At 71.5% G+C, this 14357-nt stretch carries 10 protein-coding genes; 2 read left to right on the forward strand and 8 right to left on the reverse strand.

All coding sequences use genetic code 11. The features are described 5' to 3' along the window. Positions 1–886: 886 nt before the first annotated feature. Both eccB and eccD read right to left on the reverse strand, forming a co-directional pair. Positions 887–2326, reverse strand: coding sequence for a type VII secretion protein EccB (eccB, locus tag ACWEV3_RS42050; protein WP_452619262.1), 1440 nt, complete (start codon positions 2324–2326; stop codon positions 887–889). 4 nt (positions 2327–2330) lie between these two features. Further along, a complete protein-coding gene (gene eccD / locus ACWEV3_RS42055; RefSeq protein ID WP_452619263.1) occupies positions 2331–3707 on the reverse strand; it encodes a type VII secretion integral membrane protein EccD in 1377 nt (458 codons plus the stop codon). Positions 3708–3814: 107 nt separating this feature from the next. Here eccD and ACWEV3_RS42060 point away from each other — a divergent pair, with 107 nt between their 5' ends. Next, positions 3815–5308, forward strand: a complete 1494-nt coding sequence (locus tag ACWEV3_RS42060; protein ID WP_452619264.1) for a serine/threonine protein kinase — start codon at positions 3815–3817, stop codon at positions 5306–5308. Positions 5309–5573: 265 nt separating this feature from the next. Here the strand turns inward: ACWEV3_RS42060 and ACWEV3_RS42065 are convergent, their stop codons facing one another. Both ACWEV3_RS42065 and ACWEV3_RS42070 read right to left on the reverse strand, forming a co-directional pair. After that, positions 5574–5843: a hypothetical protein gene (locus ACWEV3_RS42065; RefSeq protein WP_452619265.1), complete on the reverse strand. Its 270-nt coding sequence runs from the start codon at positions 5841–5843 to the stop codon at positions 5574–5576. A 419-nt stretch (positions 5844–6262) separates the two neighbouring features. Further along, positions 6263–7006 (reverse strand): GntR family transcriptional regulator, encoded by a 744-nt coding sequence (locus ACWEV3_RS42070; RefSeq protein WP_452619266.1) that lies wholly within the window; start codon positions 7004–7006, stop codon positions 6263–6265. A gap of 258 nt (positions 7007–7264) precedes the next feature. On the opposite strand from ACWEV3_RS42070, the gene ACWEV3_RS42075 reads away from it, so the two are divergent. Beyond that, positions 7265–7666 (forward strand): hypothetical protein, encoded by a 402-nt coding sequence (locus ACWEV3_RS42075; protein ID WP_452619267.1) that lies wholly within the window; start codon positions 7265–7267, stop codon positions 7664–7666. A gap of 265 nt (positions 7667–7931) precedes the next feature. Here ACWEV3_RS42075 and ACWEV3_RS42080 read toward each other — a convergent pair whose 3' ends face one another. The 4 genes from ACWEV3_RS42080 to ACWEV3_RS42095 form a co-directional block, all read right to left on the reverse strand. After that, positions 7932–10115, reverse strand: coding sequence for a transglutaminase family protein (locus ACWEV3_RS42080; protein ID WP_452619268.1), 2184 nt, complete (start codon positions 10113–10115; stop codon positions 7932–7934). Beyond that, entirely contained in the window at positions 10112–11233 is a 1122-nt protein-coding gene (locus ACWEV3_RS42085; RefSeq protein ID WP_452619269.1) for a DUF58 domain-containing protein, read from the reverse strand. Before ACWEV3_RS42085 ends, ACWEV3_RS42080 begins: the two co-directional genes overlap by 4 nt. 2 nt (positions 11234–11235) lie before the next feature. Next, positions 11236–12189, reverse strand: coding sequence for an AAA family ATPase (locus tag ACWEV3_RS42090; protein ID WP_452619270.1), 954 nt, complete (start codon positions 12187–12189; stop codon positions 11236–11238). A gap of 73 nt (positions 12190–12262) precedes the next feature. Next, positions 12263–14290 carry a fibronectin type III domain-containing protein gene (locus ACWEV3_RS42095; RefSeq protein ID WP_452619271.1) on the reverse strand — a complete coding sequence of 676 codons (2028 nt, stop codon included), beginning with the start codon at positions 14288–14290 and terminating at the stop codon, positions 12263–12265. Positions 14291–14357: the final 67 nt, after the last annotated feature.

Genomic DNA, 14357 nt, shown 5'->3' on the forward strand with positions numbered 1-14357 from the left:
ACCATAGCCACTCACGACCGCGGGACGTCGGGTCGTGAGTGGCTATGGCCGCTATGACGACCATGGGCACTCACGACCCCTGCACACTCGGGACCCGGCCTGACGCCGCAGACCACGATGAAAAAGGCTTCAATGGAACTTGCGGATCATCGGCGTGTCACACCACGACACGCCGACGCCTGTGGACAACTACCGCAATTTCAATGGAAATCGAAGGTCCGATTTCCATTGAAATTGCGGTAGAACCCGGGAGGCGGAAGCCGGTGGCGGGCAGACCGGGGTGCTCGCGCGCGTACAGGGCCCAGATGGAGAACGCCCCCACCCCGGTCAGTTTGATCATCAGAATGCACGCCGTCAGGGTGCGCATCCCGGCGTGGCGCCACCGCTACGCCAGTCCTTCGGTGACCTAGGTGACCTAGGTGACCTCGGTGCGAGCGTGGTGCGCCGCCGGTGACTGCGAGGTGCCCGATGCGGGCGACGATCAGAGCTCCCAGCGCGAAAGTCAGCGCGTGGAAGCCGAGCGGCATAGCGCTTCCCACGGCGAACGTCAGCGCCCCTAGCGGCGGCCCCAGCAGCTGGTTGTTCAGCGAGAACGCAGCTACGCATCGCGTCTCCTCGCGGACGGCGCCAAGCCATGCCGCCGGCACTGTGAACGCCGCTACCGCGATCCTCCAGCGCTTGTCGCCGAAGCCGGGATCGCGTTCTACGCCGGTTTCGCGCGAAAACGCCACCACGCACCATGCGGCCACAAGCGGCTTCGCCGCTCCAAAGACACGGCCCGTACCGCACTTCCACCGCAACCCGAAGGGCTTACGTCCGCAGCCCTGGCGATCGGCACTGCGCCGGTCGGCGTTCCCGCTGACCGGCGCAGTGCCCGTCCCAGGTGTCATCCGGCCGGGGCTTGGCGCATGGCGGCATTGGGGTCCAGCGCGGGGCCTTCCGGTAGGCGGGCCACCAGGCCCGCGGGCAGCCGCACCGGGCGGGCCGAGGCGTAGCCGAGCATCCTCAGCACCTCCGGTGCCGCCACCGGGTAGCGGCGCCCCATGTCCGTGACCACGGTCAGCGTGCCCGCCGGGGCCTGCTCCGACGGCATCGCCTCGACCACCGCGGCCCATCCCGGCGGCACGTGCACCCGGTCGGCCAGCGGCGTCCCGTGCGCGCTCCGGCGCGTGGTCGCCGTCATCGGATCGGCCGGCGGCAGCACCGGATCGACCACCAGCAGAGGCACCGACCCGCCCTGGCCGAAGGTGGCGCACACCGTGGCTTCCCGGTCCCGCAGCCGAGCGACCGACGGGCGCGTGGCGGGCGCCGAACCCGCGACTGCCACGGCCGGGTCGAGCCGCCGTGCCGTGGCCGCCAGCGACGGCGCCAGCTGCACCGCCTTCGGCTCCCCACCGGGATAGGCGGCGAGCATCGTCTGCGCGTCCGCGAGCTGGATGTCGTGCTGCAGCTGGGTGATCGGGCGCAGCGCGTCCCGCTCCGCCAGGTAGTACTGCTGCCCGCCGCCCGAGGTCTGCACCACGAGCAGCATCCCGACCCGGATGTCGCTTCGCCCCGGCACCGCCGCGGACGGCTCACCGGCCTGCGCCAGCGCGAGCGGCTCGATCGGGGCGCCCTCGGGTAGCACGTCCAGCCAGGCCTGCCCGACCCGCGCCCACGGCTCGGACGTCAGCGCGAGACCGGTGCCGACGACCGCGTCGTAGGCGTTGATCTGGTGCCGCCGGCCGCGCCAGATCAGGTAGCGCTCCCCCGTCGGCGCGAGCTCGACCAGCAGCGCCTGGTCGCCCAGCCCGGCGCCACCGCCCGGTTCGGCACCGGCCAGCAGCACCGATTCCTCGATCCTGCTGCCCGCCACGTCGCTGGCCGGTGCCGAGCACAGCGACCAGGAGCCGGTCAGCAGCCGGTCCGGGCCCGGCAGCGCGTCGGGCGCGCCCGGGATGCCGATGCGGGGCCCGCGAGGCACGTCGGCGAGGGAATTCCGGGAAACCTGCTGCGTGGCGCGGTGATCGCCGAGGAGCAGCAGCGCGGACGCGTAGTTGGCGACCGGGTACAGCCGGTCGTTCAGGTAGACGTACCGGGTGCCGGTCTCCTTCTCCACGATCACCGCGGCGTCCTTGCGCCAGGCGTTGTTGCCGCCCGGCACGATCATCCCGTACACGCCGACGCAGGCCAGCGACACGATGGCCAGCGCGATGCTCGCGAGCACCGCGCCCGTCGGCCTGCGGAAAGGCGGCTGCTCCGGATCGGTTTCCCTGGTGACCAGGGCGGAAATCGCCCGCTGGACGAGGAACTGGTACGCCTGCAGCTGATCTCGCTTCGACGCCATGCGCTCAGCCCCCCAGTCCGCGGACGTAGCCGTAGAGTCCGAGCACGGCGCACGCCACCGGGACGATGGCGACCATCACCAGGATCTCGGAGTACTCGGCGAACCGGCCCAGGTAGGGGTTCGCGGCGCGAGTGCTGAGCAGGATGCCGGCCGCGATCACCGCGGCGGCCACGACCAGCAGCAACGGCCCAGCGAACACCAGCCCCGCCGCCGTCACGCCCGGGCCGACCACCAGGCAGCCAGCGCCGAACATCCCGGTGACCAGCAACGGCACCCGTTGCCGCAGGATCGGGTAAAGCCGTGCGCGCAGCAGGAATCCGACGGCGAGCACCGCGGCCATCACCACCGAGCTCGCATCGGCGCTGCCGGCCAACGCCACCAGGCAGCACATCGCCACGACCGACGCCCCGGTCAGCATTCCGGTGAGCAAGCCGTCAGCCCTGGCCACCGCGGCGTGGACGAGTTCGAGGGGCGGCGGCGGATCGTCGCGCACCAGATCCGCCGTCGATCGCGGCAGCACCGGCATCGGCACCCTGCCGAGCCGTAACGCCAGCGGAGCGAACACTGTGGACAGTGCCAGCAGCCCGCCGCCGACCACGGCCGCGATCTGGTAGCCCGCCAACCCGTCGATCGTGCCCAGCCAGCCGGCGAGCACTCCGAGCAGGCCGACGGTGACCGCACCCGCGAACAGCGCTTGGGCCGCGGTCACCCCGAGGTAGCCCACCAGGCCCGCCAGCAGCAGCGACGCACCGGCGAGCATCAGGTGGCCCGCCGACAGCTCGGTCACCGGATTCCGCCCGGCCAGCAGCAATCCCCCACCAGCGAAGGCGAACGGCAGCGCGACCCCCGCAAGTACCGCCCCGGCGTCGGCATCACCGGCCGCGCGGGCCAGCACCACGCCCGCCGCGAACAGCAGCACCGCCGTTCCCAATGCCCACAGTGCGGGCGATGTCCACGGCGGGCCTGCGCGCAACACCGCGATCAGGCCGAGCAGCACCGCCGCCGCACCGGCCGCCAGTCCCGCCAACCGGGTGTGCCGCGGCCCCCACGCCCGGCCGGTGTGGCCGGAGCCGGTGGCGATCGCGTCCACCAGGTCGTCGTACTCCAGCTCCGGCCAGCTGATCCGGCGCGGCGCCAGGTGCAGCACCTCCCCGTCCCGCACCCGGTGCGAGCCCAGCGTCCGGTCCAGGTCGAACGCCGTCCCGTCGACCCTGCGCAGCTGCCAGCCGCCGCCGGTGACGCCGTCGTCGGCCAGGCCTTCGCCCGCGCGCGCCAGCAGGCCGGGGAGGAGTTCGGCGACGGCCGCGTGCTCTGGCAACGCCATGTCGATTCGCCGCCGTGGAGCGGCGATGGTCACTCTGACCAGGCCGGTAGTCTGCATGGTCGAAAGCTTCGACCGCGGCGGGCGATCGCGGGTGGCGAAGGCAGGAACCTGCCGCGCTGCGCGACTTTCGCCGCAGACCGGCCGCACTCCTGGAGAATGGGCGCATGAGCATCGAGAGCAGCGGCGCGGTGGGCGACCTGAGGCTGCTCGCCGAAGGTCCGACCGCCAAGGTCTACGCGGGCCGGCTGGTCGATGACGGCCGCGCGGTCGCGATCAAGATGTTCGCCGAAGGTTTCGACGCCGACACCACGGCGTGGCTGGACCGCGAGCGCAAGGCGCTCGACGCACTGCGGGAGGTCCGGCCGATCCTGCCCGTCGACGCCGTGATCAAGCACCGCGACGGGCGCTCCGGCGTGCGGATGGAGCTGTGCCGGGGCTCGGTGGCCGGGTTGTTCGACTCCGGCGTCGCGCTGTCGCTGCGCGACGTGCTCGCCATCGGGTCGGCGATCGCCACCGCGCTCGCCGCGGCGCACCGGGCGGGCATCCTGCACGGCGGCGTGACGCCGCACAACGTGCTGTACCGCCGGTCCGGCGAGTTCGTCCTCGCCGACTTCGGATTGGCGCTGCGCCGCCGGTTTCCGCGCGACCCGATGCACGCGGTGGCCTGCACGGCCCCCGAAACGCTGCGCGAGGACACCATTTCCGCGGCATCCGACCTGTACGGGCTGGGCGCGATCCTGCACACCGCGCTGACGGGCGCGCCGCCGTTCCCGCACCGCACCGGGCAGCAGCCCGGCGAGCGGATCCTCCAGGTGCTGCGGGAACCGGTGCCGCCGATCCGGGCCTCCGGAGTGCCGGCCGAACTGTCCGATGTGGTCGGTCGCCTGCTGGCCAAGGACCCGGCGGACCGACCGCAGGACGCCGCGATGCTGATGACGTTGTTCGCCAGGATCCAGCGAGCGACGGGCAGCGGCGCGATCGAACCCGGCAACGACTCCGGCGAGGCCGACGACGAGCAAGACGAACCCGCCGCCGAGTTCGACGACTTCGCCGAGGTCGCGCAGCACAACCCGCCTGCCGCCGGCCACGCCCCACCCGCCGGGCATGCTCCGCCGGTGTCCGCCGGACACGCCCCATCGGTGCACGCTCCGCAGGTGGCCGAACCGGTGCCACCCGGCCGCACCCTCGTCCACACCTTCGGCGGCGAGTCGAAACCCGGCAAGCGCCCGCACAACCGACGCCGCACCGGCATCCTGATCGGCGCCGGCGTGGTCGTCCTGGGCCTGACTGCCGTGCCCTTGTTCGCCGGGTCGGGCGAACCGGCGACGCAGGCCGAATCCGCGGCCACCGCGGTCGCCGCTCCCCCGCCGCAGCAGCCGGCCGACCCCAAGCCGGACGTGAACCTCGAAGTGGCCCCGCCGGAGGACCGGGGCGACCAGGTCCAGCTGACCTGGCGAGCCGACGGCGACCTCGACTTCGCGGTGGTGGTGGCGGGCGAGCGGATCGACACGATGGTCCTGGTCGCCAACCGGGACCGCACCAAGGTGGTACCGGTGGACCCGACCCGGAGGTACTGCTTCCAAGTGAGGGCCACGGACGGAAAGCACATCTACACCAGCGACCCGATCCCAATCCGAGGCACCCGCTGCAACCTCTGAAGGGTTCGCCCCCGACTATCCGGGCCGTGCGTACTTTGTGCCGCCTGGACTTTCACGGGTCGGTGTTTCCGCTGGTCACGGAGCCGTGAGTGTTTTGGGGTGTCTGAGCGCCCCAAAACACTCACGGCTCGGTACCTGCAGGAACACCTCGCGCTAGACGTCTGAGTCCTCCCGAGCGAGCGTCCCACCAGGTGACCACTCGCCCACAACCTCACAAGCCGGGTAACTTTCCGCCGGTGAGACGCTTGACTGTGCTGGGCAGGCCCTATCTGCCCAGCACAGGGACGAGTCCCCGGAGCAGGTATGCCCCGCACCAGCGGGACTCGGCGTCGGAGTCCAGGAGGGTTTCCTTCGTCAGGGCCTTTGCCAGCTTCCGGGGATTCGGGGCGGTGGTCGGGTCTTTCGCAACCGCCTTGGACGTCGCCCAATCGTGTTGCATCAGCTTGGACACCTCGGATGCCAAGGACAGGAACCGGACCTTCTCGTCCGTCTCCAAGCAATCCACGATGAGCTCGATGTCCTCGCGCATCGACATCTTCGAAAGCACCGCGAGCGCGTTCGCGCGCAGCGTCGACGTCTTCCCGGTTGCGGACCCACTCCCGCAGGTGGTTCGCCCCCGACTCACCCAGCTTCGACGCGAGGAAGAAGTCGACGGCGCGGCTGGACGGCGCGGTCGCCAACACTCCGGGGTCGCCGCTGTCGATCGAACGGGCCAGCTCGGTGAGTGTCGGTCGGTCAGCCTTCATGGTGCGGGGGTGCGTGATGTCCCGGCGACGCAGCATGTCGTCTCCCAACGGGCCGAGTTCGACTCCACCACGATATCTACCGTGATCGGCCGCCGACCAGTCTCGATCAGCCCGAGGCAGGGCCTCCCGCAGCTCGTACGCGGTGACCGGCGCTCGGGGCGTTTTTCCGCTGGGTGCGGCCATTGCTGTCCGCTCCATCAGGATGGCGTCAGGTGGCATCCCACGCGTAGCGCAGTTCGTACGACTCGCCGGACATCACCATGTCGTTCACCTCGACCACCCGGTCTCCGCTCCATGTCCGGCGGCGAACCGTCAGCACGGGACAGCTGCCGAGGCCGAGCAACTTCCGTTCGTTCGCGTCCGGCATCCGGGCGCTCACGATCTCCTCGTGCCCGGTGATCTCGTAGCCCTGTTCCTCCAGCCTGGCGAACACACCGCCCGACCCGGTCTCCACCTCTTCCAGGGCGGTGCCCCTGGTGATCTCACGAGGCAGCCGCGAAACAGCCAGCATCACCGGCTGATCGTCCGCGCTCATCACCCGGTCGCGCACGCAAAGCTCGGAACCCTCTTCAACACCAAGGAGTTCCGCGTAATCCTGAGCAGGCTCGAACCACACCCGGACCGAGGATGACGGGGCGAATCCCTGTGCTGCCGCTTCCGCCAGGAAAGCAGCCTTGTTCGCTTCCCGCCGGGCCTTCGACAGACGTTCGCGGGAATCCAACCGCCGGACCACCTTCGGCGGTGCGACGAACACGCCTACACCGTGGCGCATCTGAACCAGACCGGCGTCTCGAAGTTCTTTGAGAGCCTGGCGGACCGTTGTGCGTGATGCGTCGAACCGGTCTTGCAGAGCCTGCTCGGTCGGCAACTGATCGCCGACCGACAACTCACCCCGGTCGATCTGACTGCGCAGCGTCGCCGCGATCTCTTGATACTTCGCTGCGGCGGACATTGAAACACCTCGCACTAGACGTCTGAGTCCTCCCGAACGAGTGTCCCACCTTGCCCGAACGGCGCAGCAAGCGCTACCTTCCGCCTAGTTGTATGAGACGTCTGTGACGACATAGACAAGTGAGGTAATTGTGACTTGGTGGGGTCGATCGCTGCAGCGAACTCGGGCGGCGGTAGAGCGGCGAAGGAAGAGGCGCGAGCGGGAAGCCATCCGGAAGCGGGTGGACCTGCGGAAGTGGCCCGTGCCTTGGGGGTTGCGATGAGCGAACCGTTGTCGCTTGAGCTGAAGGAGCTGCTCACCGAGTTGCGCTTGCGGGGTTGGACCCTGATTCGCTGGGGTCCGGAGAACGCTCCTCAGCTCATGGCCTCGATGTTCCAGCACCCGCAGGACTGCGCCGACGTCTTCATCCTCCGCAGCCAGGACCAGGCCACCGCGTACCGCGTGCCCACGCCGGACAGCACCGGGGTCTTCAATCCGCAGGCCGTGGCTTACCAGTACCACGCCCCGCCACTGTGGACGCTTCGGGCGATTCTGACGCTTCCAGCGCCAACACACCCGCAAGCACCGTTCTGCATCCAGGAACCGGCTCATGAGTGCCTCTTGCCGGAGAAGCTGGCCCGGCCGGTTCTGATCCGCCCGTTGTCACCGTCTGCGAGTTAGCGAATGGCAAAGCTCCCGTGTCAATGGCTGTACCTGGGCGGCTTCACCTTCCGCTGGGGACGTGGGGACTCCGCTATCGACGTCCTGCGCGGTGATACCGGACCAGTTCACGAGAGCCACCAACGGGTCGCCTCTATCCCGGTCGATCGCAGCTGGGACGACATCCGCGACCTGGACCAGAAAGCGCGGGCGCGGCTGCACGCCGCCGCAGCGCAGCGTGCAGCCGCGAGCCATCGGAAGTCGAGATGACCTCTCGGCCCATCCCTCAGGGTCGGTCTTGCTGGCGGCCGGTGGGGAGCAGTGTGCGTAGTTCCAGTGCCGCTCTCAGTCTGGTGGGCAGTGGGCGGGCCGCTAGTGCTCGCCGGACCTCTCGGACCTCTTCCCAGGCTCGTCGGGGTTGGCCGTCCGCCACCGGGACTCCCGACCACAGCGCCATGTCCAGCACCTTCGCCAGCCTTACCACCGGCTCCGCCGTTCGCTCCCCGATCATCGAACCCGCCGACTCCGCCAGATCTCGCGGTGTCATCCCGACCCGGTACGGCACGCCGTGGGCTCGGATCCGGTCGCGGGCCTCCGCCCATGCACCCATCACGCCATCGGCGCCGGCCAGGCGCCTCCTGCGGCGGGCCCGCACGGACTTCGCCAGCGGCACTCCGACCAGCCAGCAGGCGACCAGGAGCAGGGCCCCGGCAACCGGAACCACCACTGCCCACAGCATCGGGGCGGCGCCGGATTCCTGTTCGCCCGCGTCGTCCTTCTGCCCCGGCGGGAGCTGGGGCGTGCGCAGTTGGTTCTCCGGCGGTAGCTGCTGCCGGGCCTGCGCGGCCGCCATCGCCAGGCCGGACCGCTCCCGGCCGGACTGGGTCGCGGTCGCGGTCGGGTCCAGCGGCACCCAGCCGACTCCCTCGACCGCCACCTCCGGCCACGCCAGCACGTCGCCGTTGCACACCACCTTGAAGTCGCCCTCGGTCTTGTTCGAGCCGCGGAACCCGACGACCAGGCGGGCCGGGATACCGTTCAGCCTCGCCAGGAGCACGTACGCGGCGGCGAACTGCTCGCTCGTCCCGCGCTTGCTCTCGACGAGGAAGTGCCGCAGCTGCGGCCAGCCGTGCCCGGTCGGCAGGTCTTCGCCCACCGCGACCTGGTAGTTCTCGCTGAGGAACCGGTCGAGCTGCAGGGCCGCCTGGAACGTCGGGCGCAGCCCGCGCACCGAATCCCTGGCCAGCCGCCCGATTTCCGGTGGCACCACGCCGAGTCCGCCGAGCCCACCCGCCGCGTGCGGATCCACCGGGGCGACGCCGAGCCGCGCCGCGTCGACCTGGGGCGCCGACCAGCTCAGCCGGTAGGACACCTCCTGCCCGGCGGGCACCGGCGGATCCACCAGCAGCGCGCCCGAGGACTGGTCCACCAGCGGCGCGAGCCCGGTCACGCCCACCGGAACCGGCTGGCTCGGCAACCAGGGCCCGAGCCCGCCCCGCACCCGCAGGTCGGCCGCGCCCGTGGTGCCGCCCGGCACCCCGTCGAGGCCGGTTCCCATCCGGCGCAGCTGCGCGCCGGTCGACCAGTTGGTTCCGTCGAAGCCGTCCAGCACCACCAGGCGCCACCGATCGACCGGCGCATCGCTGCGGTAGCGGAACACCTCCCGCTCGCGGTCGCCCAGCCGCGCCGCGATCTGGTCGAGCGGATTGCTGAGCCGGTTCTGCCGCAACGGCGCCAGGCGGCCGTCCGCCAGGCGGTACGGATCGCCGCCAGCCGGATCGAAGCCACCGATGAGGACGGAACCGGCGACCACGCCCACGATCGTCGGCACCACGAGCAGAATCCGCGTCTTGGACGACCGGGGCACCGGTTGGAGCCCACCGCGAGGGCGGGCGGCCGGACGCCCGGGGCGTTCCGCCCAGAGCACCACTCCGGCCGGGACCGCGTAGGCGATCGCGGCGAGCAGCGCCGCGAGCCCGGTCAGCGCCTGGTACGCCTGGGCGAGCGCGACCACGGCCAGGCCCGGCAGCAACGCCACCATCGGCTTTCGCAGGCGCAGCAACAACTCCAGGCCGAGCGCGACGGCGAGCAGCACCGCCAGCGGGACGAACAGCAGCTGTTCGGCATCCGGCCTGGCGGGCCAGGTCGACTGCAGGGTGAGCAGCCAGCCCTCGGTCAACCCGCGTTCCAGCACCCGCAGCGTCTCCCCGGTGGGCAGGCCCACCACGGTGGTCGGGAACAGGACCGACTCGATCAGCCCGAGAAGAGCGCCCAGCAGCACCAGAACCGGGCGCCACGGCGCGAGTTCCGGCCACCGCGCGGCCAGTTCGACGCAGCCGTAGCCGACCAGCACCACGACGAGCACCGGGACGACCAGCGGCGCCAAGCCGAAGACCGGCGCGAACAAGAACCCGGAAACCGCTGCGGCGCAGAGCAATCCGGCGACCGCCAGCCGGCTGCGCGCGGTCATGCCGGACCCGCCTGCAACGCGTTCCACTTCGCCGCGGCGTCGGCCGCGTCCGACGCGGCGATCAGCCCGTTGCCCGCCGACGACTGCCGGGCGCCGAGCCGGACCAGCACGTCCGGCCGCCAGCGGTGCGCGGCCGCATCGGCGTCCGGCCCGGTGATCACGGCCAGGATGCCGCCGGGACGCGTCGCGGCGAGCGCGGCCGGCACCAGCGGCGCATCCGCCGCCGCGTCCTGACCGACCAGGCACAACTCGTCCAGCAGCGACCTGGCCGCTCGCAGGCCGCTGCCGACCGGCGTGTCGATGCCGTGGGAGGTGATCAGCCGGCAGTGCTGTCCGGCCGACGCCGAGGCGTAGAGCAACGAGGCCGCCACCTCGACGGCTTCCTCGAAAACGGCCGGGCTCATCGCGGCGGGCCGGGTGTCGAGCACCGCCGTGAACCGCAGCTGCGCCGGGTCGGCGTACTCGCGCACCATGAGCTGACCGGTCCGGGCCGTCGCTTTCCAGTGCAGGAAGCGCACTTCGTCGCCGATCACGTACGGCCGGACGGCGCGCAGGTCCGCCGAACCGCGCAGCGGCGGATCGGTGATCGGCCCGTCGTGGTGGTGCCGCGGGTACCCGGCCCGCGCGGGACGGACCTGGTGCCGGCGCGGGTGCGCCCACAGGTGCGCGGTGCCGCCCGCGGTCCGGTCGCCGTGGGCGAGGCCGAAGGGATCGAACCGGCTGAGCACGAGCGGGCCGACCTGGAGCCGGCCGCGCGCCGTGGTGAGCAGCTCGTAGTGGTAGGTGGCCTCCGCGCCGGGCGCGAGCGGGCGGACCTGCACCTCGTTCGCCTCGGTGCCGACCCGGTCGGCCGCGGCGAAGCCGCCGTGCCGGCGGGTAGTGCCGTTGCGGACCACCAGCGACGCCAGCGCGGGCTTGCCCCGCTCGACCCGGTCCGGCGTGACTGAGCGGATGACCTCCACCTTCGGCTGGACGAAGGTGGTGGCCACGGCGGCCAGCACCGCGCCGACCGCGACCCCTGCCAGAGCCCGGAACAACGGGTACCCGGCCACCTCGCCGAAGGCGAAACAGAGTGCGGCCCCGAGGAGAACGAGGATGCCGCGGCGGGTGAGCCGCACCCCTACCTCCTCGCCGGGTCCGTCGGCACGGCGGTGTCCGCCAGCAGCTCCGCCACCACGTCGCTCGCCTGCCGCTGGCTCAGCTCCGCGTCGGGGGTGAGCACGAGGCGGTGGGCGAGCACCGGGACCGCCACGTCCTTCACGTCGTCCGGCGTCACGAAGTCGCGGCCGTGGGTGGCGGCGAGCGCCTGGGCCGCCCGGATCAGGGCGATGCTGCCGCGCGGGCTGGCACCGTAGCGGACCGCCGGATGGATCCGGCTCGCCGCGGCCAGCCGCACCGCGTAGGAGATGACCTCGGGAGCCAGGCGCGACTTCCGCACCTCGGCGATCACCTGCTGCACGCCGCTGATGTCGATCACCGGCTGCAGCTCGTCCGGGCTCACCCCGGCGCAGTCGCCCATCACCACGCGCACCTCGGCGTCGTGCTCCGGGTAGCCGACGGACAGGCGCATCAGGAACCGGTCCAGCTGCGCCTCGGGCAACCGGTAGGTGCCCTCCATCTCGATCGGGTTCTGCGTGGCCACGACGAGGAACGGCCGGGGCACGTCCTGGCTGACCGAGTCGACGGTCACCCGGCGTTCGGCCATCACCTCCAGCAGCGCGGCCTGGGTCTTCGGCGTGCCCCGGTTGATCTCGTCCGCCAGCACCACGTTGGCGAAAATCGCGCCGGGGTGGAACTGGAACCGCTCGGCGTTCTGGTGGTACACCATCACGCCGGTGATGTCGCCGGGCAGCAGGTCGGGGGTGAACTGGATGCGGCTCCACCCGCCGCCGATGCTGGCCGCGATGCACCGCGCCATGGTCGTCTTCCCGACCCCGGGCACGTCCTCGATCAGCAGATGCCCCTCGGCGAACAGGGCGGCCACCGCGAGCCGGACGACGTCCTCCTTGCCGCGCATCACCACCTGCACGTTCTCGGCGATGAGGTCGTAGGCGACCTTGGGGGTGGGTGTCACAGCAGTTCCTCGCCCTTTCCTCGACGCAAACCCGCCGGCGGCGCCGGCCCGATCCAGACCCGGATCCGCCCGGTTATCCCGGCGTTCCCGTCCAGCTGTCCGTGGCCTGGCCCGCAGGGGTCGTCATGTTGACCGTGATCTTGATGCTGCCGAACCAGGCGACGTTGTTGAAGACGATCTCGGAAGGCCCGTCGCAGGACGCGGAAGCCGACAGGAAGTCGATGAAGCGCGCCTCGCAGGTCCCCGACGAGCCCTTGGCGTCGGCGTTGACGCTCACGATCAGCCTGCCGTTCTCGCCCCGCACGCGGGTGATCTCCACGGTGGGCGGGCCCGACGGCACGGTGACGCTCTGCTTGCCGGGATTCCCCTTGAGCACGGGAGAACCGGCCGGGCCGAATCTGGTGACCGCGCGGACGGTGATGGTGGTGGTGCCCGTGATCCCCTGGAATTCCGTGCTCTGGCCGGAAATCTCGCGCTCGCCCTTGCCGGACGCGCTCACCAGGTAGTGCACCAGGTTCGCGCCGTGAAGGTCTGGCTCGGTCCACGTCACCGAGACCCGTCCGTCGGCGCCCGCCTTCGCGGTGACCTTCGGCGCTTCGGCCGCGCGTCCCGGCACCACCGCCTTGGCGCTGGCGCCCGAGCCCCGGCCCGCCGAGTTCTCCGCGGTCACGGTGATCACGTAGGACTTGCCGTTGGTCAGCCCGCTCACGGTGGCGCTCGACGCCGACCCGTCGACCGTGGTCGACCCGCCCGACCAGCTCAGCCGGTACCTGGTGATCCGCGCGCCGTTGTTCGCGGCGGCGCTCCAGCTCACCGTGGCCGAGCCGTCGCCGGCGACCGCCTTGACGTTGCGGGGCGCGCCGGGCGGCGTCGCGGCCGCGACGACATCCGACAGCACGCCGGGCACCAGCGGCTCCGAGTCCGGCGGCTCCTCGGTGGTCGGCTCGTCGGCCGTCCCGTTGCGGGCGGCGTCATCGATGGACACCTCGGCGGCCGATCCGTCCTCGCCGTCGACCACCAGCACCCGCGAGCCGTCCGAGGTGTCGACGTAGATCCGGTTGTCCTCGCCCAGCGCCGGTCGCGGCGGTTCGCCGTTCTCCGGGAGCTTCTTCGAGCTCTTCAGCCGGCCCTTGCTGTCGTAGGTGAGCACTTCGTGCCGGGTCTCGTCGACGACCATGACGACGTGCGAGGCCGCGACGGGTCCGGCGATCTTGCCTTCCCCGGGCAGGTCCACCGAGACGGGCCGGGCGGTCGGGCCGTTCTTCTCCAGCCCGGCGGTGTCGATCAGGTGCAGCTGCTTGCGGTCCGGGTCGACGACGGCGAGCCGCCCGTCGACGGCGCTGTTGGCGACCTGCGCCGTGGGCGGCAGTTTCAGCCCGATCTCGGCGGATCCGCCGAGCCCGTCGCCGCTGATGGTGTGCAGCGTGTCCGCCGTGGTGTCGATCACCACCACCCGGTCGCCGACGACGGCCAGCGCGCCGCCGTGCCCCTTGGGCAGTTCCGCGGGACAGGCGAGCCGGGTGGCGTCCCGCGGCAGCTGGCAGATCGAACCGGTGTCGATCCGGTGCAGCCACACGGTTCCGTCGGAGGTCGCCACCGGCATGGACAGCGGGCCGCCCGCCGGGACGGTGGCCGTCGGGTCGCCGAGGCGCGCTACCCGGCCCGCGTTGCGGTAGACCAGGTACGGGCCGCCCGCGACCTCCAGCACGACCGGCCGCTCGGCGGCGGGTGGGGCGACGCTGTTCTCGACGCTCAGCGTCGACTTGCTGAACTCCGTGATCCGCGACCGCTCGACGACGTATCCGGAGCGCTCGCCCTGCACGACCTGGCTGCCTAGCTCCGCGCCGGGCACGCTCGCCCGCGCATCCACCTGGCCGGTCGACCCGTCGACGTGGAACGCCGACTGCGAAGCGCTGTTGTAGACCCAGTGGCCGACCTGGACGAACTGCAGGCCGGGCGGAACGGACGCCTGTCCGGTCACGGCCAGGCCGACCAGTCCGACGCAGCCGGCGACCAGCAGCGCGATCGCCGCGCGGCCGCGCGCAACGGCGCGAAGCCGCTGCAAGGCCGGGGATTTCGAGCCGGACGAGTCGTCAGTCACCCGATGACATTAACAAGCGGTCGATGAAGATTTGATGATAATCGCCAACTTCGGGCGAGAGCGTCCC

It is taken from the genome of Saccharopolyspora sp. NPDC003752 (assembly GCF_053605825.1).